At 59.9% G+C, this 20,100-nt stretch carries 15 protein-coding genes; 4 read left to right on the top strand and 11 right to left on the bottom strand.

The features are described from left to right. Positions 1–9 precede the first annotated feature (9 nt). From KZO34_RS12120 to KZO34_RS12090, 7 genes are all read right to left on the bottom strand, one after another. On the bottom strand, positions 10–2,451 hold the full coding sequence (locus tag KZO34_RS12120) for an efflux RND transporter permease subunit (RefSeq protein WP_219476757.1): 2,442 nt from the start codon (positions 2,449–2,451) through the stop codon (positions 10–12). A gap of 3 nt (positions 2,452–2,454) precedes the next feature. Further along, on the bottom strand, positions 2,455–3,411 hold the full coding sequence (locus KZO34_RS12115; RefSeq protein ID WP_219476755.1) for a YCF48-related protein: 957 nt from the start codon (positions 3,409–3,411) through the stop codon (positions 2,455–2,457). Between the two features lie 61 nt (positions 3,412–3,472). After that, positions 3,473–4,828, bottom strand: coding sequence for a DUF1329 domain-containing protein (locus KZO34_RS12110; RefSeq protein WP_219476753.1), 1,356 nt, complete (start codon positions 4,826–4,828; stop codon positions 3,473–3,475). Between the two features lie 23 nt (positions 4,829–4,851). Further along, positions 4,852–6,702, bottom strand: coding sequence for a DUF1302 domain-containing protein (locus KZO34_RS12105; RefSeq protein ID WP_219476751.1), 1,851 nt, complete (start codon positions 6,700–6,702; stop codon positions 4,852–4,854). 136 nt (positions 6,703–6,838) lie between these two features. Further along, complete coding sequence (locus KZO34_RS12100; RefSeq protein ID WP_219476748.1) at positions 6,839–8,224, bottom strand: wax ester/triacylglycerol synthase family O-acyltransferase; 1,386 nt, start codon at positions 8,222–8,224, stop codon at positions 6,839–6,841. Next, positions 8,221–9,612, bottom strand: a complete 1,392-nt coding sequence (locus KZO34_RS12095) for a WS/DGAT/MGAT family O-acyltransferase (protein WP_219476747.1) — start codon at positions 9,610–9,612, stop codon at positions 8,221–8,223. Before KZO34_RS12095 ends, KZO34_RS12100 begins: the two co-directional genes overlap by 4 nt. Next, positions 9,609–10,616, bottom strand: coding sequence for an alpha/beta hydrolase (locus KZO34_RS12090; RefSeq protein WP_219476745.1), 1,008 nt, complete (start codon positions 10,614–10,616; stop codon positions 9,609–9,611). Before KZO34_RS12090 ends, KZO34_RS12095 begins: the two co-directional genes overlap by 4 nt. A 205-nt stretch (positions 10,617–10,821) precedes the next feature. Here KZO34_RS12090 and KZO34_RS12085 point away from each other — a divergent pair, with 205 nt between their 5' ends. Both KZO34_RS12085 and KZO34_RS12080 read left to right on the top strand, forming a co-directional pair. Next, positions 10,822–11,874 carry an NAD-dependent epimerase/dehydratase family protein gene (locus KZO34_RS12085; RefSeq protein WP_219476743.1) on the top strand — a complete coding sequence of 351 codons (1,053 nt, stop codon included), beginning with the start codon at positions 10,822–10,824 and terminating at the stop codon, positions 11,872–11,874. A gap of 46 nt (positions 11,875–11,920) precedes the next feature. Continuing rightward, the gene (locus KZO34_RS12080; RefSeq protein WP_219476741.1) at positions 11,921–13,000 is read left to right on the top strand and encodes a zinc-binding dehydrogenase; all 1,080 of its coding nucleotides are present in this window, start codon (positions 11,921–11,923) and stop codon (positions 12,998–13,000) included. Positions 13,001–13,047: 47 nt separating this feature from the next. Here KZO34_RS12080 and KZO34_RS12075 read toward each other — a convergent pair whose 3' ends face one another. The 3 genes from KZO34_RS12075 to KZO34_RS12065 all read right to left on the bottom strand — a co-directional run bounded on the left by KZO34_RS12075 (position 13,048) and on the right by KZO34_RS12065 (position 16,283). Next, on the bottom strand, positions 13,048–14,019 hold the full coding sequence (locus KZO34_RS12075) for a VOC family protein (protein ID WP_219476740.1): 972 nt from the start codon (positions 14,017–14,019) through the stop codon (positions 13,048–13,050). Positions 14,020–14,031: 12 nt separating this feature from the next. After that, entirely contained in the window at positions 14,032–15,657 is a 1,626-nt protein-coding gene (locus tag KZO34_RS12070; protein ID WP_219476738.1) for an AMP-binding protein, read from the bottom strand. Between the two features lie 95 nt (positions 15,658–15,752). After that, complete coding sequence (locus KZO34_RS12065; RefSeq protein ID WP_137437001.1) at positions 15,753–16,283, bottom strand: 2,4'-dihydroxyacetophenone dioxygenase family protein; 531 nt, start codon at positions 16,281–16,283, stop codon at positions 15,753–15,755. Positions 16,284–16,449: 166 nt separating this feature from the next. Between KZO34_RS12065 and KZO34_RS12060 the strand changes: the two genes are divergently transcribed. Continuing rightward, on the top strand, positions 16,450–17,511 hold the full coding sequence (locus KZO34_RS12060; protein ID WP_219476736.1) for an AraC family transcriptional regulator: 1,062 nt from the start codon (positions 16,450–16,452) through the stop codon (positions 17,509–17,511). A gap of 241 nt (positions 17,512–17,752) precedes the next feature. On the opposite strand, the gene KZO34_RS12055 is transcribed toward KZO34_RS12060, so the two are convergent. Then, positions 17,753–18,436, bottom strand: coding sequence for a Crp/Fnr family transcriptional regulator (locus KZO34_RS12055; RefSeq protein WP_219476734.1), 684 nt, complete (start codon positions 18,434–18,436; stop codon positions 17,753–17,755). Between the two features lie 114 nt (positions 18,437–18,550). On the opposite strand from KZO34_RS12055, the gene KZO34_RS12050 reads away from it, so the two are divergent. Beyond that, the gene (locus KZO34_RS12050) at positions 18,551–20,098 is read left to right on the top strand and encodes an arylsulfatase (RefSeq protein ID WP_219476732.1); all 1,548 of its coding nucleotides are present in this window, start codon (positions 18,551–18,553) and stop codon (positions 20,096–20,098) included. Positions 20,099–20,100 lie beyond the last annotated feature (2 nt).

Here is a 20,100-nt window from a genome sequence, read left to right as displayed (position 1 = left end):
TTCTCCAGGTCAGCTTCTGGAATAGACGCCGGCCCCCGAGAAACCATCCTGAGCCGTCGAGGTTTCCTTACGCTCGCTCTGAACAGGACATTCCGGTTCACCTGGTTGCTTGGCAAATGATCGGTCGCGAAAGAGTACCGCCGCGATTGCCGGCAGCAGCAGAATCGCCCCGAACAGATTCACCAGGAACATGAACGCCAGCAGGATGCCCATATCGGCCTGGAACTTCAGGTCCGAGAAGTACCAGGTCGCCACCGAGACAGTCATGGTCAACGCCGTGAACGCCGACGCGGTGCCACGCTGTTTCAGGGCTTCGAAAAACGCCTCCTGAATGCTGCAGTCGCGGGCATCCAGCTCGTGCTTCATGCGCTCGAACAGGTAAATGCCGTAGTCGATACCGCTACCAACGCCCAGGGCGATGACAGGCAGCGTGTTCACCTTCAGGCCGATGCCCAGCAACGACATGAAGGCGTTGCACAGCAGTGTCACCAGCGCCAGGGGCAGGATGATGCACAGGCTGATTCTGAGGCTACGGAACATGGCCAGACACAGCAGGGTCACCGAGACAAACAGCGCGCCGTTAACCCACGGATTCGCCGCGGTCACCGCTTCGTTGGTGGCCGCCATCACCCCGACGTTGCCGGATGCCAGACGATAGGTCAGGGTGTCGTTGTCATAGACGGACTTAAACTCCTTGATGGCCGCGACAATGCCGGAAATCGTGTCGGCCTTGTGGTCACTCAGGAACACTGAAATCGCCATCGCGTCACAGTCGGTGTTCATGAGCGTGCTGCCGTTGCGGGTGGCGAATGCAACACCTTGGGCAACCTGGGCCCGGTTGCCCGGCACCACGTGCCATTTCGGGTTGGTCTCTGCGTAGTTCTGGGTAACGCCTTTCACGAACCCCGGCAGTGCACCGACGGAAGCCACGCCCGGCTGCTGGCGAAGGAACAGTTCAAATTCTTCCAGCTGCTGCATCAGCTCAGGCTGCACACAGGGCATATTGTCGCCCTCGGCTTCCACCACCACCTGCAGTACGTCAACACCGACGGAATACTGCGAGGTGACCGCCCTGACGTCCTGGTTGTAGCGGGCGTCATCACGCAGCTCCGGCACGCCGTCCCCGAGATCCCCCACGTGCATCTGGTCCGCCTGGTAGATGCCATAGCCGGTTAGCCCCAGAGCACAGGCAATGGGCACCCACGCCTTCGGTGTGGTGGCCAGGATGCTGAGCTTCTCCCAGAACCAGTAGTGGGAACCTTTACCGGTCAGTCGGTCCAGTGCGTGCTGATCCATCTTGGTAAACGACAGGAGAGGCGGCAGCACCAACGAGTTGGTGAGAATCATGACACCGACCCCCAGGGTCGCGGTGACGGCCAGCTCATGCACCATCTGGATATCGACAAATGCGATGACCAGGAAACCCAGTACGTTGGCCGCCAACGCGACCACACTGGGAACCACCAGATCGGCCAGGCTGTCTTCAGCCGCCGTGCGGATATTGGCACCGGCCAGCACATCAAGTTTCCAGGAATTGCACATCTGCACTGCGTGCGATACGGCGATGGCAAAGATCAGGAAGGGCACCAGAATCGACATCGGGTCCAGGCTGAGCCCCAGCAGGGGCAACAGGCCCAATAGCCAGACAACCGGCAGCGATGCGGTGACCAGGGTGAGCAGCGTCAGACGCTTCGAGCGAGTGTACCAGTACAGCAACACCGCGATAATAACGACCGCAACGGCAAAGAACACGAGCACACCACGGGCGCCGTTGGCGATATCGCCAATGGCCTTGGAGAAACCGATGATGTTCACTTCAAGGGACTCGCTCTCAAGCTCGGAACGGATGTCCTCAAGCTTGTTGGCAACGGCTTGCAGGTCAATCTTCTCACCTGTGTCAGGATTCACTTCCTGAAGGGTTGCGACAACCATCGCCGATCGCAGGTCATTGGCGACAATCTGGCCAACCCAGCTGGATTTCAGAGTCCGCTCCCGGATTTCTTTCAGTTCCGCCTCGGTACCGGAATAGTCGGCTTCAATCAGGTTACCCCCGACAAAGCCCTCCTCAACGACCTCCGAATAGCGCACATTCGGTGTGAACATCGACGTCACAGAGCTTCGCTCAACGCCTTCCAGGTAGAACACGGATTCGGTCGCCTGCTTTAATGAGGCCAGGAATTCCTTGTCGAACACCGTGCCATCTTCGTTACGCAGGGACACCATGATCCGGTTCGCGCCCACAAACTCGCCCTGGTAGTCCAGGAAGGTGCCCATGTACTCGTGACTGAGCGGGATCATCTTCATAAAGCCCGCGTCCACGCGCAACTGACTGGCGGAGTAGCCAAGGGCCAGCGTCATGGCGGCCATGACCACCAACAAGGTAATACGGAATCGGAACACCCCGCGGGCCAGTACTCGGGTCAAGCCCGTTTTCTTCTGCTCTGAACTCATGACTTATTCTCCCTGACCATTCCAAAGACGAACGCCCGCGGTGCCGGCCACCAGCCATTCGCCGTTGATTCTGGTCGCGGCGGTAATATCGCCCGGCAACCCACTGCGTGAAGCGGGCAAGAAATGACGGCCGTCGTCTTCGCTCACCAGCACCTGTCCGCCATTGCCGAACAGGAAGACCTGGCCTTCGGGCCCGGTTTCATGGGCATTGATGGCGGTGGCGATGTCCACCTTCGCTCTCTGCCAGGTCGCACCGCGGTCTTCGGTACGCCAGATTTGCCCACGCATTCCGTAAAGCAGCCAGGCGCCGTCCGGTGTCTGCATCCCACCGAAGAAGGAGCCCTCATAGGGCGAGGTCAGTTTTTCCCACTGCTCGCCGCCATCGGCGCTGACAAACAGCGAACCGCTCTCGCCGATCAGCAGCCAGTCATCACCCGCCCGGGCGATGCTGTACAGATGCCGGTCGAAGTAGTCCTCGGAAATGCTCGCAGGCTGCCAGGTCTCCCCGCCATCGACCGATTCCATGACCAGCCCGAAGGCACCCACCGCCAGGAACCGCCCGTTTCCCAGGTAGGCGACATCCATGAACGGATCCCCCCGCCCATGCTCGGACACATCCACCGGCGCCCAGGTGGTGCCATGGTCAGCGGTGTGCAGAATCATACTGCCGTGACCGACCACGACACCCCGACCATCCTGCCCGAAAGCGATACTCATCACCGATTCGGTCGCAGGCAGGCGCTTGCTGTGCCACGCATCCGGCACAGGCCCTGGACTGGTCAGCAGCACGCCCCGCTCACCAACGGCGTAATAGACCTGGCCATTGCTCGCGAGGTCGAAGATGGCCACCCGGTCGGCGGAGATGTCGTAGGACAGGGGCGGCTTGTCAGCCCAAACGGCAGGCGCACACGTCCCCAGAGCCAGCGCCACGGCTCCGGCCCGAAAGTTTGAAATAACCATGAGAGGTATACCTGATCGGAAAAGATTGGAGAGCGGGAGCCGGGGCCCCCGCTTTGGTCAATTAGCGCCCGCTGCGGCGAAGCGCGTCCGGCTGGAATTCGATGTAACGACCTTTGACACCGAACTCCCAGGGATCATCAATCTCGTTTGCCAGGTTTGATACCAGGTAAGAGCCGTTGTTCAGGTCGTGGTAGATATTGGCCCGGTACCAGGGCACCAGCACGTCATAGAACTGGATAACCGGATGGATGGCCACGCGCCACAGATCGCCACGGGTATCGTAGGCGTCTTCCATCAGGACACTCCAGGAGTCCTCATCGAGGTAGAAAGTACGCTTGCCATAGATGTGGCTACTGTCCTCACGCAGCGTCGCCTCGACCACCCACAACCGGTGCAGCTCATAGCGCATCAGATCCGAATTGATGGTGTTGGTGCGAAGAATGTCCTTCTCGTAGTTCAGGGACTTATCGCTCAGCTTATAGGCGTTGTAGGGAACGTAGATTTCCTTTTTGCCCACCAGTTTCCAGTTGTAGCGATCGGGCGCCCCGTTGTAGGCATCGAACTGGTCGGTGACGCGAATCCCCTCGGTACCGTCGTTGGCGTTGTCGTAGGCCAGATCCGGAGCGCGTCGCACCCGGCGCTGCCCGACGTTGTAAATCCAGGCCGACCGTACTTCCTCAACCTGGTCAATTGGCTCGTGAACCAGCTGGACCGTGCCCTCCAGCGTCGGTGGCGAGGTGTACTTGGCGGTGTAGTTCAACAGGCGGTTCTCGGACTGACGGTCCATGTTCTCATCAAAAATCCGCTTCTCCAGGAAGCCCACCTTGTAGAAATCACCGTCGCCCTGCACCGGGAACCAGTGGTACTGACGCTCAACGCCGCCACCCAGGTAACGGACGTTGTGGTTCCAGATCGCTTCCAGTCCGTTTTCCGGAATCGGGAACGGCACGTTGGCGCCATCCAGGTTCTTGATGCCAAAACCCTCAAGCGTTACGTCCGGCGCCTCGGCCTTGATGGTGTCGTACACCTTCTGGGGCAAGGCCGCGGTGCGGCGGGTTTCATACACCGGCATCCGGAAGTTGTCGTACTTCTCGAGCAGGGCAATCTGGCCGGCACTCAGCTTGTCGCGGTACTGGTCCAGGTTGTCCCCGGTGATGGTGAACTTCACTTCGTCCTGGGGGAAGGGGTCGATGTAACCCTGCTCCGGATCCCAGCCTTCCGGGGGCGAAGTCAGCCCCCCGGTCCATGCCGGGATGGTGCCCTCGTCGTTGGCGTTCGGGTTGGCACCCACCGGCGTCAATTCGGTTCCCAGCTTTGCCACTTCCTCAGGGGACAGCTCGGCCATGGCCGGAGCGGTGACGGCGAAGGCGGCAGAAACCGCCAGCGCCCGATACAGTCTGTTTCTGGAAAATTGCATGTCAGTATCCTCGGATTTTTGTTTTAGAAGGTGTAGCTGTAATTGACGGAGGCATAGTCACGGTCCCGCAGATCGTTGTAATCGGCGGAGTCCGCGAAGTGCACGTAGCTTGCGCCAAACTTGTGTCGCTTCAGGTAGGTGAAGTCGGTCGCCAGGGTGGTCGAGATCCGGCCTTCCTGGAACTGGCCATCAAGAGAGTTACCCTTGACGTCGTGACCGACGAACAGGGACGGCTGCACCAGGAGCCCCAGACCAAAGGGGTTCTGGTAATCCAGGGAGCCGCGCACCCGGTAGCCCCAGGAGAAGTCGGTAACGTAGCCTTCGTTCTTGCAGCCCGCCGGGGAGGTGTTGGCGCCCACCGCGCACGGATCGGCACCATCGAAAAAGTCCTCGTGCTGGCCGAAGCCGAAGGTAAACCCGCGCCCATGACGGACACCGGTATAGGTGTCAGGCACATCGCCGTACTGGAAACCCACCTCGGCAATCAGCAGGGCTGTCTGGGCGCCCAGAATGTTGGACCAGAGGTTCAGGCCGTTGATCTGGAACTGGGTCTTGTTGTAGCGCCGGAACCCGTCGACGCTCTCATTGGCTTCGGCGGTGGCGAAGGTTTCGCCCAGTGGCCCGACACCCTGAGCCGCGCCAACGACCAGGTCTGCACCGTTGAGGATCACCGGGAAGTTCCGGGAATGAGTCAGTTCCGCGCCCACCGACCAGCTGGCAATGTTGGCGGCCGCGCTGATGCCGTAGAGCTGAATGTCTTCCGGGTAGACCCAGGAGACATCCCCCGGCGTGGTGCCGAACTGGGAATCCAGCTGCATGGGAATCAGGGTCGCGACGCCAGTGCCGGGACCACTGCCGGTATTGATGCCCAGCACCGGCATCTTGGAGTGGTAGTTGATGGCGTACAGACCGAATTCCGTGCCGATGGCATCGGCGGGAAAGCGCAAGGCCAGACCGAACTGCCCCTGGTCACTGGTATCGTTTCGAGCGGCCTGGGGATAATAGGTGCCACCCTGCAGGTCATCCGGGGAACTGCCCGGCCCCACGCCCACGGCGCTCACGCAGCCACTGAGGTCAGGCGAGATCAGGTTCTCGGTGACCGCCCAGTAATGGCCACAGCCTTCAATCGGGGAATTCTGCCATTCGAACTGGTAGTAGGCTTCAACTGAAACGCCACTGCCAAGCCCCATGTTCGCGTAGAGCATGTTCGTGGGAAGCAGTACCTCTCGCAGTTCTGTGCCGGGACGGCGGAACGCGGGCACGTCAATCGGGTTGATGCCCTGGTTCACGCCCTGGATAAACAGGCTCTCGCCCCAGTTCACCACCTGGCGACCGAGACGGATCTGGAGAGGTTTGTAGTTGATATCCCAGGTGTTGTAGACAAACGCGTCCATGAGCTGGACGCCAGAGAACTTCTGGAGATTCTGATAGCCGCGGTCCGACAGCGGTTCCCCTCGCTGGTAGCCATTGGCCTGGTTGCCGAAGCGGACATCCTCGTCTTCCAGGGCCTGGTCGTACCAGCCCTTCACCCGGACGAGTGCGCCCATGTAGTCTTTTTCGAGGGAGAATTCGGTCAGGAACTTGGCCACCGTGGAAAACCGGTCGCCCTGGTCGTAGTTCAGGTTGCCGCCGTCGGACTTGCCACCGGTACCCGGCTCTTCGCCAACCAGGGCAGCATTCTGTGCGCTGTACAGGGCAGGATCCGGGTCCTGCATACGCCAGCTCGATCCGAACGAAACGGTGGTGTTAAGGCCGCCATCCCACTCGCCCGCATCGAAATTAAAGGCGGTGGCCGTGTTGGCACCACCGAGGGTCAGCGCCATCACAATACCCGCACTGAGTCGGTTGACCCGGAAGGACTTAGCATCATTCATGGTTTGATCACTCCGCCACACACCCTCTGGGATGCATGGAATGTTGTTTTTGTGTTTTCGTGCGAGCGTCAGTATTCCGTAGAAATACCTATGCGCGTTTGCTCTTCAATGCCACAAATTTGGCTTTTGGCGCCAATCAGGACGACCGCTCCCCGCGTTGCAGGAGGTTCTTTTCGAGTTCGGCCAAGGCCTCGGCCATTAGCCCAGCCAGCCGCTGCACATGAGGCACCCGGTCTCTGCAGGCCACCATGCCGAAATTCAGGAAATCGCCCTGACTGACGCAAGTGAAGTTCAGTGGAATGCCCGGCATGATCAGGCTTACCGGGTAGACGTGCAGCAATTCGGCGCCATCCAGGTAGCGCGCCTCGCGCTGTCCGGGGACATTGGAGACTGTGGTATTGAACAGCTGGCGCCCTGTCCTTCCGAGCCCCAGAACCACGGACGACAGAAAGGGACCTGTCGAAAGCAGTGAGTAGACGTTGACGGCATGGGCAGGGAGACCATTCAGCATGGCCTTACCAGCCTGAGTGGACCGTTTAACGTGTTCCAGACGAAGGGCCGGATCGGCAATATTGGTTCCCAGGCTTCCGAACAGCAGGCTTACCTGATTGCCAATGCTGACGTCACCGGGTTTTCGTGTGGAAACCGGCAGCGCCGCCGTGAGCGAGTCCTCGGGCAAGGCATTTGCCTCAATCAGGTACTCACGCAAGGCGCCCCCCACAATCGCCATCACCACATCATTAACCGTGGCACCCGTCGTCTTTGCCAGCGTCTTGAGCCTGGCCAATTCGAAGTGCTGGGTGGCAACCCGGCGATGGGAGCCAATCGGGCCATTCAGGATGGTCTCGGGTGTGGATCTGAACGTCGTCAGTGTCTCGTTTTTTGTCCGTAGCTTCAGGGACGCTGCGGCACCCGCCTTCAGGTCAGCGAGGCGTGGCAATGCGCCCCTTTCCGGCTCTTTGACTTCGCCCGTGCCCGCCTCCGCCTGGGCCTGGGCCTTTGCCCACATGGGGGCACTCAATGAGTCCGCGTCCGTGGACAGACTGCCTACCACCAGACGGGTGCCACTGATGCCATCGACAAGCGCGTGATGGATATTGACGTAGAGGGCAAATCGGTTTTCGGAGAGCCCTTCGATGAAATGACACTCCCACAGCGGCTTTTCCAGATCCATCGGCAATTCGTGAATCCAGGCGATCATGTGGCCCAGCTCCTTCTCACCGCCGGGCGCTGGCAGGGACCACTGCCTGAGGTGGTATTCCAGGTCCAGATCGTAGACTTCCCGGGTCGTGGGCCTGAGCTGCCAACGGGTAGGACGCGTGAGCACCTGATTCCACGGATAGACAACCCGGGTTTCCTCTCGCCAGCGCGCGACCAGGCCACTGACGAACGTTTTGCGTTCGTGATCGGTCAACGAGGCGGGATAGGAAAAGGTCATCAGCGCCGCAATGTGCATGGGCATCTTCTTACCCTCCAGCTGCAGCGACGCGGCATCCAGCAACGGCATTTTTCTCAGGGTCATACCGCCTCCTCGACAGCGTTTACCACCGCTGCTTGCGCAGGCTCAACAACGCCCAGTTTTTCCTCAAGTTCTCTGAACGCCTCCTCCATGCCGAGCGCCAGTTTCTGCATGTTCGGCACGGTGTCCCGGCAGGCTGTGATCCCCACGTTGAGGGTTCCCGCATGGCTGTAGCAGGTGAAGCTCGCCGCCATGCCCGGGAACACAATGTTCGCCGGATACAAATTCACCAGACGCGCGCCCCTCAGGTACTTTTCCTCAGAGCCTCCCGGCACGTTGGACACCACCGTGTTGAACAGCGGGCGGGTTTTCCCGGTGACACCCGTGAGCATCCGGAGCACCGAAGGCATCATGCTGAGAAGGGAATAGGGCACCCGCATTTCCGTGGGCAGACCGAGCACCTGCTGTTTGGCCAGGTCGGTGGACTGATGAATTTTCTGCAGGCGCACCACCGGATCCGCAATGTTGGTGCCGAGGATACTGAAAATCATGCCCACGGCGTTACCGCAACTCTGGTCGCCCTCGGCGCGCAGGGATATCGGGATAGCGGCGGTCAGGCTATCGCCCGGAAGCGCCGTAATTCGCTGCAGGTATCGGCGGAGCGTACCGCCAACCAGGCAGAGCAGCACGTCGTTGAGGCTGACCTCCGCCCGTCGGGCCACCGCCTTGATCCGATCCATCGAAAAGCTCTGGGTGGCGAAACGCCGCTGGGCTGCAATCGGGCCATTCAATGGGGTGTAGGGCGCCGAACGAAAGGTGGTCAGGTCATCGTCTTTGCCGAAGAGCTTGAGGACGTTTGCCGCAGTACTCATCAGCGCCTGGGCAGACGGAATGCGAAAAGGACCGGGCTGGAATGGCTTTTCCGGTGCCGAGTGAACCCAGAACGGCGCCGTTTTCCTGTCGGCGCGGCGCTCGGAAAGCCCCTTCATCAGCAGGATATTCGCGCTGATGCCATCGACCATCGAGTGGTGGAACTTCATGTAGATGGCGAAGCGGTTGTCCGCCAGACCCTCAATGATAAAGCATTCCCACAACAGTTTTCTGAGGTCCATGGGCTGACTGTGCAGACGGGCCACCAGCTGCCCCAACTCCCTCTGACCGCCCGGCTTGGGCAAAAACAGATGACGGACATGGTACTCAAGATCCGGGTCGTGGCAGGTCTTGAGTCTTGGCGCCAGCTGCCAACGGGACGGAGACACCAGTTTCTGGTTCCAGGGGGCCTTGATCCGGGTTTCACTACGCCAGTCCTCGACCAGCCTGGTGACGAAATCCGCGCCGGCTTTCGCCGGCAGTTCGAAGATCATCAAACCGGCAACGTGCATGGGCGCACTGGGATTTTCCAGCTGGACAAAGGCCGCGTCCAGTGGGGTCAGTTTCTTGTAGTTTGTCATCCTCTCTCTCCCGAGCGTCCAGTTACTCTCTGGAGCTGCTCTCTCATAAACGTTGTTATTTGTTCTCTGGCACCGGCAGCTTCCGGGAGCCAGTCCTCCAGCAGCGGGAAGGCGTGCGGGAGATGGGGCCACAGGGCCAGTTCGGTCGGGACGCCGGCCGCGGCGAGTCGGCGGGCAAATAGCACACTGTCATCGCGCAGCAGTTCCGCCTCACTGGCGACGATCAGGGTCGGTGGCAAGCCCCGGCACTCACCCAGCAGGGGCGATATTTCCGGGTTGGCGCTGTCAGCGCCGTCCAGGTACCAGTCCAGGGCTTGCGCCAGCGAGGCAACCGGAAGCATGGCGTCCCGACCGGCATTGGCGAACCGGGAAGGCGAACCATGCAGCCGGGCAAGGTCAAGGGCGGGCGAGACCGCGATGGCACACGCCGGCATCGGCATTCCGCGATCCCGGATTCGGTACAGCAGCGACACCAGCAGGTTGCCCCCCGCGGACTCACCGCCCAGCACAATCCGTTCAGCGGGAATCCCGGAATCGAGCAGCAGACGGTAGGCGGCTTCGCAATCGTCGAGGGCGGCCGGAAAGGGGTTGGCGGGCGCCAGCCGGTAATCCGGAACGAAGGCGTTGGCAGCCAGGGGATCACAGAGGCGCTCGGCGAAGGATAGATGCCCCCTGGGCATCGCCGGCAGCACAAAGGCGCCGCCATGCAACCAAAGAAGTACAGGATGGCCGGTATGGGAGAAAGGGGTACCCAGCGAGTGGCCGGCTACCGCCCCGCCCTCGCCCCGGTGGTAGTCATAGTGAAACCGCTCCTTCTGACGGGCACTTGCCCAGCGACCGGCGATGCCAATCTGCGCCCTGGCGACGCGTCGGGGGTGCCCCCGCAGCAGGTAGGCCATCATTGGCCGCAGCAGCCAACGCAGCAAAAGGAGTTTGCACCAAGTCGTGAAGGAGAGGTCGAGCGGGCGCGTTACATACCGGGTGGGGTCAGAGCCTGAATTCATGGAAAGCCAATCCGTTGGGTGATTTCTGCCCACACTATGACCAATTAGTCGTAGTTACTCCTTGGCTAACAACGTCAACAGCTTGTCATTTCACGCCACGGAATGCGTGGCGTGTTTTACCTGTAATTTGTCGTGAATTGAAAAATAACGGCACTGAAAACTGAGCACGATAGGAGCAACACAATAAACAGAACAGGAGCCCCCCATGTCTCTCCCAACCGGTCGGGACGGGCAAAAACCGTCCCTCCCCGCAAAAGTCTTCATCACGGGCGCCAACGGCTTCATCGGGCGCACCCTTCACCGCCGTTACCGCGAACTGGGCTGTGACGTCCGTGGTATGGATCTGCACGCCGATGAAGAGCGCAACGTCATAGCGGGAGACCTCACCGAGCCGTCAGGCTGGCGTGATCACGCCAAAGACTGCGACCTCTTTATCAACACTGCGGCGGTGGTGTCTCTGGCTGCCGACTGGGAGACCTATACCACCACCTCGCTGGTCGGCGTTCGCAACGCCCTGGACGTTGCCATTGCCGGCGGCGCACAGCGCTTCGTGCATTATTCATCCATCGCAGCCATGGGCTATGACTACGAGCCGGGAGCGGACGAGACGGCGCCCGTGGTGATTGGTGAACACTACCGCTACGGCGTGGCCAAGGGCGCATCGGAGCATACCGTCCTGGCAGCCCACGCTGCCGGCGAGATCGACTGCACCATCATCCGCCCGGGCGACGTCTACGGTCCGGGCTCCCGCCCCTGGTTGCTGGAGCCCCTGAAGATGGCCCGGGCCGGCCAACTGATCCTGCCCAACCGGGGCAAGGGCATCTTCACCCCGGTGTACATCGATGACCTGGTCGACGGCACCTTGCTCGCCGCCGGCCTGCCCTCCGGCAGCGGCCGCATTTTTATCCTCTGGAGCGACGAGCCCGTGACCTGCCGGGAATTCTTCATGAATCACTGGCGCTGGGCCAGCAACAAGGGTTTCCCACCGAGCATGCCTCTGGCTGCTGCCCTGAAACTCACCCAGGGCATCTGGTGGCTGAACCGCAAGCTCAAGCGCCCCAACGAGGTCACGCCGGACGCGATGCTGATGTTCGCGCGCAAGGGCGGATTCTCCATCGAAAACGCACGAAAGCACCTCGGCTTCGAACCCAAGGTCAACCTAGAAGAGGGCATGAAACGCTCCGAAGCATGGCTCAGAGAGATCGGAGAACTGAGCCGAACCGACAGTCCGTCCTTTGACCAGGAGGCCCGCACCTGACGCGGGCCTCTGACTTTGCCAACAACACACACCAAGGAGACCCCCGATGCGAAGTGCCATCGTTGAAGACAACAACCTGAAGATCGTGGATTTGCCGGAACCCAAACCACGTGAGAACGAGCTCCTCATCAAATCTCTGGTTTGCGGCATCTGCGGGTCCGACCTGCATTGCCGGCACCACACCCATGAACTGGCCGAGAGCTCCCGCGAGGTCGTGGGTAGTTCCATCATCGACGCCGACAAACCCATCCTGATGGGCCACGAGTTTGTCGGGGAAGTCCTGGAGACCCGGCAAGGCTCGACGTTCAAGGCTGGCGACCAGGTTGTCTCCCTGCCCTTCCTGATGCGGGAAGAGGGTCTTGCCATGATTGGCTTCAGTTCCGCCGACGTTCCCGGGGGCTTTTCCGAGCAGATGCTGGTCGACAGCCGGCTCACCATGAAAGTCCCCAATGGCCTGAGCCCGGAAATGGCGGCTCTGACTGAGCCCATGGCCGTTGCCCTGCACGCGGTTAACCGGGGCGAGCCAACCCGGAACCACGTACCCCTGGTCATCGGCTGCGGCCCGATCGGTCTTGCCGTTATTGCCGTGCTGAAAATGATGAAGATTGGCCCCATCGTGGCGTCGGATTTCTCGAGAGCGCGTCGCGACCTTGCCAGAAAAATGGGCGCGGATGTCGTGGTCAACCCGGCAGAGCATTCACCCTATGAAAGCTGGAAAGAAGCAGCCCAGACTGCGAATCCGGAAGAGGCCGGCCCGATCTCACCCCTGTTCGGAGGCGCCGACCTGAGACCCTCGCTGATTTTTGAATGTGTGGGTGTACCTGGCCTGATCCAGAATGTCTGTACCGGCGCACCCTACGGGGCCCGGGTCGTGGTGGTGGGTCTGTGCATGGAAAAGGACGCGATGATGCCGTCCTACCCGGTCATGAAAGAAATCGATCTCCGCTTTGTCAGTTTCTACAGCGGTGAGGAATTCGGCGCGACCCTGAACCACCTTGCCAACGGCGAGCTCGATGCCGGTGGGCTGATTTCCGACACGGTGGGCCTGAGTGATATCGAATCCGCCTTCGACCGCCTGGGCACGCCTGAAAACGACGTCAAGATTCTGGTAAAACCGTCAGAATAAGCCGTCGAATACGACAAAAAAGCCGCTGGAAACAGCGGCTTTTTTGGTTATTGCCCGCGCCGGGCCAGCCATCGGCGCAGCCACCGAAGGGGTGCACCCAGGCGAAGGCTGGGGCGAAAGCCGGTCACCCGGTAGGCAAATTTTCGGGGGTACAGAAGCTCTATGCTATTGCCGTCCGGGTCATTGATATACATGACTTTGAATATGCCCGCCTCCAGAGCCTTTCCATTGGCCCGAAACCCCGACCAGAGCGCTTGGGCATACACCTCGTCCCATTCAATCCGGGACTGGGTGTTAAGGGCAAAGTTCATGAAACCGTGCTGGTACAACGCCGGACGCTGCCCCCCTGGAAACGGCTCAGGGGTGCGACAGATTTCCACCACAACGCCGCCGCCACGCAGGTACCTAGGTTCTGACAGACCCTGCTTCACCACGGAGAGACGCTGAGCCCACCCCTCGGGCATCTGCACCGGCGTGACGCCAAGTGAGCCAGACCAGGCACGCGCCACGCCTTCGGCATCGTGGGAATTGAGCCGGATCAGCCGCACTGCGGACGGTTGCTTCCGGCCATTCCAGCCAGCGTCCGGCAGGGGATCCCGCTCATAGATTTCCAGCGCGTTACCCTCGGGGTCACTGGCGTAGGCCACCCGGCCACCGGTCTCTCCCTCCACGGCTTCCAGACGCTGCTGGGCCGACAGGGCATCAACGCAACACTGGAACCGTTGGCTATAGATTCCGATACAGGCATAACCCGGCATCGCCGGGCTCCAGTGTTCCGGGCGGGGCCGCATTTCCGGCGACCGGAAGTCGAAGAACTCCAGCTGGAACATGTCGGCATTGCCATCGAGGGACCAATAGCAGCGTGTATTTACGCCGTCGATTCCCATCACCCGGGTAGACAGCTTGCCCGCATAGATGGTCCGCCCCGACGACACAAAACCGAACAGGGTGCCGTACCAGGACCGGAGGGCCTTGGCATCCTGACACACGAAGGCAATCTGACTGCAGTATGTGCTCATCGGAATCCCACCTCAGACAACGCGCAGATCCTTCCTCAGGATCTTGCCAACGTTTGACTTGGGCAGCTCCTGCAGCACCTCGATTTCCTTCGGAACCTTGTAGGCGGCGAGACTCTGCCGGCAATGTGCCATCACCGCGTCCTTGTCGATCGCGGATCCCTCGGTCGGCGCCACGAACAGGCGGATGCGCTCACCGGTTTTCTCGTCCGGCACACCGATACAGGCCGATTCAGCAACCTCGGGCAACTCACTGGCAACGGCTTCCACCTCGTTGGGGTAAACGTTGAAACCCGAGACAATGATCATGTCTTTCTTGCGATCAACAATCTCGAACTGACCGTCCGGGTGCATGACCGCGACATCACCGGTTTTGAAAAAGCCATCCTCGGTGAAGGTATCGGCCGTTGCCTGCTCCCGGTTCCAGTACCCCTTCATGACCTGGGGTCCGCGGGCACAGAGTTCGCCCGGCGTTCCGGCAGGCAGTGCGTTACCTTGCTCATCGATGATCTTGACCTCAGTGGACGGTACCGGATAGCCCACCGTGCCGCTGAATGCTTCCTGCCCCATCAGGTTCAGGGTGAGGATCGGCGAGGTTTCGGACAAACCGAAGCCTTCCAGGATGTGAGCCCCGGTGAAAGACTTCCAGGCCTTGGAGGTGCTCGGGAAGATCTTGGAGCCACCCCCAAATGCCACTTTGTAACGGGACAGGTCCACGTCCTTGAACAGGGGATGCTGGGTCATGCCCGCGTACAGGGTATTGACGCCACCAATAACGGTGAACCCGGAATCCTTGATGGCCTTCAGGTAGGCGTCCATGTCACGAGGATTGGGAATCAGGATGGCTTTGGCTCCGATGGCCGCGTAGGCCACGAAAATCATCAGGCCAAAGATGTGATACATCGGCAGTGCCAGCACCAGCACCTCCTCCCCAGGTTCGTTCGCCTCGGGTATGAAGCTCCGGAACTGAAGGCTGTTGGCAACCAGGTTACGGTGAGTCAGTGTCGCGCCCTTGGAGGGGCCTGTGGTTCCACCGGTGTATTGCAGAAACAGGACATCATCGCCGGACACCGGTACTTCAGTGGGTTTATTACCCGCGTTGTGCGCCAACAGGTCCGCCATGCCGGTAAACTCGCCCAGTTCGGCGGGAATGTCGCTACCAGGAATCGGGAGGCCGGCACCATCACCGGGATTGACCACAATCACCTGAGATACGGGCGTGGCGTCACGGATCGGGGTCAGCGACGCCAAGGAGCCCGAGTAGATGAACATCGTTTCGGCGCCGGAATCATTCAGCTGGTGTTCAAGTTCCCTCGGCGTGTACAGGGGGTTCACGTTCACCTGGATGGCGCCCACCTTGAGAATCGCCAACATGGCCACCGGATAGGCAAAGATATTCGGCAACATGACCGCGACCCGGTCGCCCTTCTTCACCCCGTATTGCTGCTGCAGGGCGCAGGCCAGGGCATCCGAGGCTTCATCAAGCTGGCCATACGTCATGGTGTGACCAAAGCACTCCAGCGCGGCGTGCTCCGGGAAACGCTTGATGGCGTCATTAAACAAGCTGGTAACGGAGGCGTGGGTGTCAGGGTCAATCGTGGGGGGAACATCCGCGGGGTATGAATCAAGCCAGGGTTTCATGGTTTTCTCTACCTTTATTGACTGTTCGGATACAAAGAAACGCCCTACCCGGGAAAACCTGTTTTGGCCGGGAGGGCGCTTCTGCACTGGCTGTCTTACTTGACGTTACGGACCCGGGCGTTGTGGTCCGGCTGGGGCGGCGTAATGTAGTTCGCCGGCTCCAGGCCCCGTTCCCGGATCAGGTTGTCCAGCATGATCATGATGTCGCTGGCATCCATGATGCCCAGGTAGTTGCCATCGTCGTCGAAATTGACGTTGGCGCCGTGCACCACCATCAGGGTCTCTGTCGGCCCGGTGTTGGTCGCCGGTGTGGTGAACTGGTGAATAGAACCGCCCGGCTCGTACAGGTAGCAACCGTCGGTCTGGGGATCGTTGGGGTATTCCTTGTATTCCCAATGACCCGAAATCGTGAACAGGTGCACCGTGCCCGTGTGGTAGTGACGGGGCAGAGTCACGCCCGGATGGAACCAGACTTTCAGCACCCAGACACCGTTATGCGGATCAAGGAAAAGCGGTTGTACATCAATGCCTGGCACGCCTGGCATGGCGTCTTCATAAACAGGCTGATTCTTGGAATTCACATAAAGCAGTTCGTGGTGCTCAAAAACCTGGTTTGGCGTCGTCATGGTCGACCTCTCTTGTAGATTGTTTTGCCGTTGGCAATACCTGCCAGATTTCATGGTCACCCGATTCCGATGACGGCACATGATAGAAAATGCCGTTTTCTTGTTATTTCCCGCCAATGCAGCTAGCGTTACCCGTTACAATCGTGAACAACAATTACACGTCATTATGGTTACAACCGATCTCACCAGAGCCTCGTCCCTGGCACGACTGGACGAGTTTTGCGCCAAATACGGCCTGGATTACCGGGCGATGCTCCGTGAAGCCAGGTTGCCCGAGGACGTTCTCGAACATCCCGAAAGCCTGATTTCCTATTCCCGGATGGCAACACTGCTCGAAAACTGCGCCAACCGGACAGAGCACCCCTTGTTCGGCCTGGAATACGGAATCTTCCAGGGCACCACCATCTTTGGCCGCTTGCTCTATCTGTTCAAAAACGCCCAGACCGTGGGCGATTCGCTGAACGAACTGATGCAGTATTATCATCTGCATTCCTCCAGCGGACTGGTGACGGCGACCATCGAGGACAAGATGGCCATTCTCAGCTACGAACCCTTGTTGAGCGAGGGGGTCGCCAGCAAGCAGGCCGTGGAACTGGCCATCGGGGTGGGCAAGGCCCTGCTGAAAATGCTGCTTGGGACCCAGTGGCGACCCAGTGGCGTGCATTTCCGACACGGGCCCAGCAGTTCGCCGCAGGCCTACAGCCGGCTGCTTGGCCTGCCTCCCCAGTTCGACAGCACCATCAATGGCTGGGTGTTTGAAGCCCGCCTGCTGGACCTGCCCCTGAGCGATTCCGATCCGAAGCTGCATGCCCTGATGCGCGAGCATCTGGAAAAAATGGACGAACTGTCGGTCCAGGAATTGCCAGCCTATGTCCAGCACCTCATGAAGAACTTCCTCCCCAACGGTCGGGTTACCATTGATCTTGTGGCCGACTACATGATGCTCAGTTCCCGCTCACTTCAACGCTACCTCACCGAAGAGGGCACGTCGTTCCAGAAGCTGCTGGACGAAACCCGGAAGACCATGGCTGAACGCTACCTCCAGGAATCGGGGATCAGCCTGACCCAGCTTTCCGGGATTCTCGGCTACTCCGACCTGGCAGCTTTCTCCCGAGCCTTCCAGCGCTGGTACGGTGTCAGTCCGCGGCAATGGCGAAAAAATCAGGGGATCCAGTCGTCCCCGCGACTGCTATCCATGCGGAAAAAAGCACCCGGCTGGCTTCGCTGAGCGAAAAAGACCCCTTCGGGGCGAAGGGGCTGAAAGGGACACAGTTTTGGGCCGAAACGGCCCGGTGCGAAGTGCGCAGACGGCACAAACAGCAAGGGTAGGAACTTCCGCCTGCGGGATTGCCGGAGCAACCCTCTCCTCACCTGCTCGCACTATACAAACCCGCCTGACCGGTTATTTAACTTCAACCGCCAACAACTTAACCTTTTAAGTATTAACCGGGACATTCGGAGCGCGGCCGTTACTCGCGTGCAATGAAGGCTTCCAGACCTTCCCGGTCCTTCAGATGGATAACGCCGTACCGAAACTCGATCAGGTCTTCGCCGAGCAATACCTGGAGAGCCCGGTATGCTGCCTGCCGGGAAATGCCCAGCATGCTGCCAAGTTGCTCCTGGGTCAGTCGAAGCGACACAGGCGGCTCGGGATTGCCATGCTGAAAGGTGGCAATAAACAACAGTCGTCTGGCCAGCCGGGCCGGAATTCCTCGCAGTGCATCATCCTCAATGACCATCAGAGCCGCCCGCAGCCGTTGCCCCAATTCCCTGATAATCACTGGATAGCACTCAGGAAAGGCTTCCAGTAGTCCGGCGAAGGTATTGGAGGTGAACTCAATCAGCTTGGTGGGCTCATGGGCGACGGCCCCATACAGCCGCGGCGTATCTGCCCAGAACACGCCGTCGCCGAACCAGTTTCCCGGCCCGCAAATCATCAGGGTCAGCTCCTTGCCGGCGCCGCTGATGGCGTTCACCCGGACCGACCCGGATTCAATCACCGCCAGGGTCTTCTGGGAGCTGCCCTTCCGATAAATGGTCTGTCCCTCGGAAAAGTTCCGCACCGTCGCCAGGCGCGCGGCCTCGGCAATCCCCTCCGGTGGCAGCCCGGCCAGAAGGTCACAGTTTCCAAGCGTGTCGGGAACATTGGTCATATTGGATTGTTACTCTGGTTACAGTGTTGCCCGAGGCTCCTGCCGTAGACTCGAAGCAAGCGAAAAAAGCCAACCTCTGACAATAACGCTTGCAAGCTTCGACAGGAGAACAAAATGAATACCGGAAGCCTCTACCGGAGTGCCACCCGCCTGATCCTGGGCGTTGGCCTGCTCAGCCTCCATATGGCGACCGCCGCCGCAGAACGCCCGAATATTCTTGTCATCATGGGTGATGATATCGGTATTACCAATATCAGCAAGTACAGCCATGGCATGATGGGATACCAGACGCCGAACATCGACCGCATCGCCAATGAAGGCATGATGTTCACGGATTACTACGGGGAACAAAGTTGCACCGCCGGCCGGTCCGCCTTTATCACCGGTCAACATCCGATCCGGACCGGGCTGACCAAGGTCGGCATTCCGGGCGCCCCGATTGGCATTCAGCCGGAAGACCCCACCCTGGCAGAGCTGCTGAAACCCCTGGGGTACGCCACCGGCCAGTTTGGCAAGAACCACCTGGGTGACCGGGACGAGTTCCTGCCCACCAACCACGGCTTCGATGAATTCTTCGGCAACCTGTACCACCTGAACGCCGAAGAAGCACCGGAAGACCCGGCCTGGCCCGACGATCCTCAGCTTGCCCAGATGATTACCCCACGGGGGGTCATCCGCTCCACCGCCGACGGTAAGGTCGAGGATCTCGGCCCGCTGAACACCAAACGGATGGAAACCATCGACGAAGAATTCCTGCAGGCGTCCCTGAACTTCATGGAGAAAGCCCACAACCAGGAAGAGCCCTTCTTCGTCTGGTTCAATTCAACGCGCATGCATTACTACACCCACCTCAAGGACGAGACTCGAGGCCTGTCCGGCCAGGGTTTCTACAACGATGGCATGGTCGAGCACGACAACCACGTTGGCGCCTTGCTCTCCAAACTGGATGAGCTCGGGGTCGCGGATAACACCATTGTTCTGTACACCACGGACAACGGCGTTCATTACAACCACTGGCCCGATGCCGGTATCACCCCTTTCCGGGGCGAGAAGAACACCAACTGGGAAGGCGGCTTCCGGGTGCCGGCCCTGGTCCGCTGGCCGGGCAAAATTGATTCCAACAGCATTTCCAACGACATCATGTCCCACCTGGACTGGGTGCCGACACTGATGGCCGCAGCGGGCGTTCCCGACATCAAGCAGGAACTGCTGGAAAGCCATGAGGCCAACGGCAAAACCTACAATGTGCATCTCGATGGCTATAACTTCCTGCCCTACCTCACCGGCAAGGTCGAGGAAGGTCCTCGCAACGAGTTCATCTACGCCAGTGACGGTGGCGATATCCTGGCCTTGCGGGATGGCCCCTGGAAGCTGGTCTTTGCCGAACAGCGCGCGCACAAGTTTAACGTCTGGTCCGAGCCTTTCGTGAAACTGCGCATTCCGAAGGTATTCAACCTGCGCCAGGATCCATTCGAGCGTGCCGATATCGACGCCAACTCCTACCAGGTCTGGTGGGACCGGAAGATCCAGGCCCGCGGCATGGCGACGCTGATCAAGGTCAAACAATTCCTGAACACCTTCAAGGAGTACCCACCCCGCCAGAGACCGGCGACCTTTACCATTGATCAGATGATGGAACGGTTCCTCAACTACCAGCAGTGAGA

Origin of the sequence: Marinobacter sp. F4206 (assembly GCF_019392195.1) — a bacterium.
Lineage (GTDB): Bacteria > Pseudomonadota > Gammaproteobacteria > Pseudomonadales > Oleiphilaceae > Marinobacter.
Note: the sequence above shows the minus strand (reverse complement) of the source record. Positions and strands in the feature narration are given on the sequence as shown.

Bases quoted from the DNA above. Each gene is read 5' to 3' on its own strand.
- KZO34_RS12055 (WP_219476734.1), bottom strand. From the start codon at position 18,436: ATGACCAATGTTCCCGACACGCTTGGAAACTGTGACCTTCTGGCCGGG.
- KZO34_RS12075 (WP_219476740.1), bottom strand. From the start codon at position 14,019: ATGAGCACATACTGCAGTCAGATTGCCTTCGTGTGTCAGGATGCCAAG.
- KZO34_RS12120 (WP_219476757.1), bottom strand. From the start codon at position 2,451: ATGAGTTCAGAGCAGAAGAAAACGGGCTTGACCCGAGTACTGGCCCGC.
- KZO34_RS12060 (WP_219476736.1), top strand. From the start codon at position 16,450: ATGGTTACAACCGATCTCACCAGAGCCTCGTCCCTGGCACGACTGGAC.
- KZO34_RS12050 (WP_219476732.1), top strand. From the start codon at position 18,551: ATGAATACCGGAAGCCTCTACCGGAGTGCCACCCGCCTGATCCTGGGC.
- KZO34_RS12105 (WP_219476751.1), bottom strand. From the start codon at position 6,702: ATGAATGATGCTAAGTCCTTCCGGGTCAACCGACTCAGTGCGGGTATT.
- KZO34_RS12085 (WP_219476743.1), top strand. From the start codon at position 10,822: ATGTCTCTCCCAACCGGTCGGGACGGGCAAAAACCGTCCCTCCCCGCA.
- KZO34_RS12090 (WP_219476745.1), bottom strand. From the start codon at position 10,616: ATGAATTCAGGCTCTGACCCCACCCGGTATGTAACGCGCCCGCTCGAC.
- KZO34_RS12110 (WP_219476753.1), bottom strand. From the start codon at position 4,828: ATGCAATTTTCCAGAAACAGACTGTATCGGGCGCTGGCGGTTTCTGCC.
- KZO34_RS12070 (WP_219476738.1), bottom strand. From the start codon at position 15,657: ATGAAACCCTGGCTTGATTCATACCCCGCGGATGTTCCCCCCACGATT.
- KZO34_RS12115 (WP_219476755.1), bottom strand. From the start codon at position 3,411: ATGGTTATTTCAAACTTTCGGGCCGGAGCCGTGGCGCTGGCTCTGGGG.
- KZO34_RS12100 (WP_219476748.1), bottom strand. From the start codon at position 8,224: ATGACCCTGAGAAAAATGCCGTTGCTGGATGCCGCGTCGCTGCAGCTG.
- KZO34_RS12080 (WP_219476741.1), top strand. From the start codon at position 11,921: ATGCGAAGTGCCATCGTTGAAGACAACAACCTGAAGATCGTGGATTTG.
- KZO34_RS12065 (WP_137437001.1), bottom strand. From the start codon at position 16,283: ATGACGACGCCAAACCAGGTTTTTGAGCACCACGAACTGCTTTATGTG.
- KZO34_RS12095 (WP_219476747.1), bottom strand. From the start codon at position 9,612: ATGACAAACTACAAGAAACTGACCCCACTGGACGCGGCCTTTGTCCAG.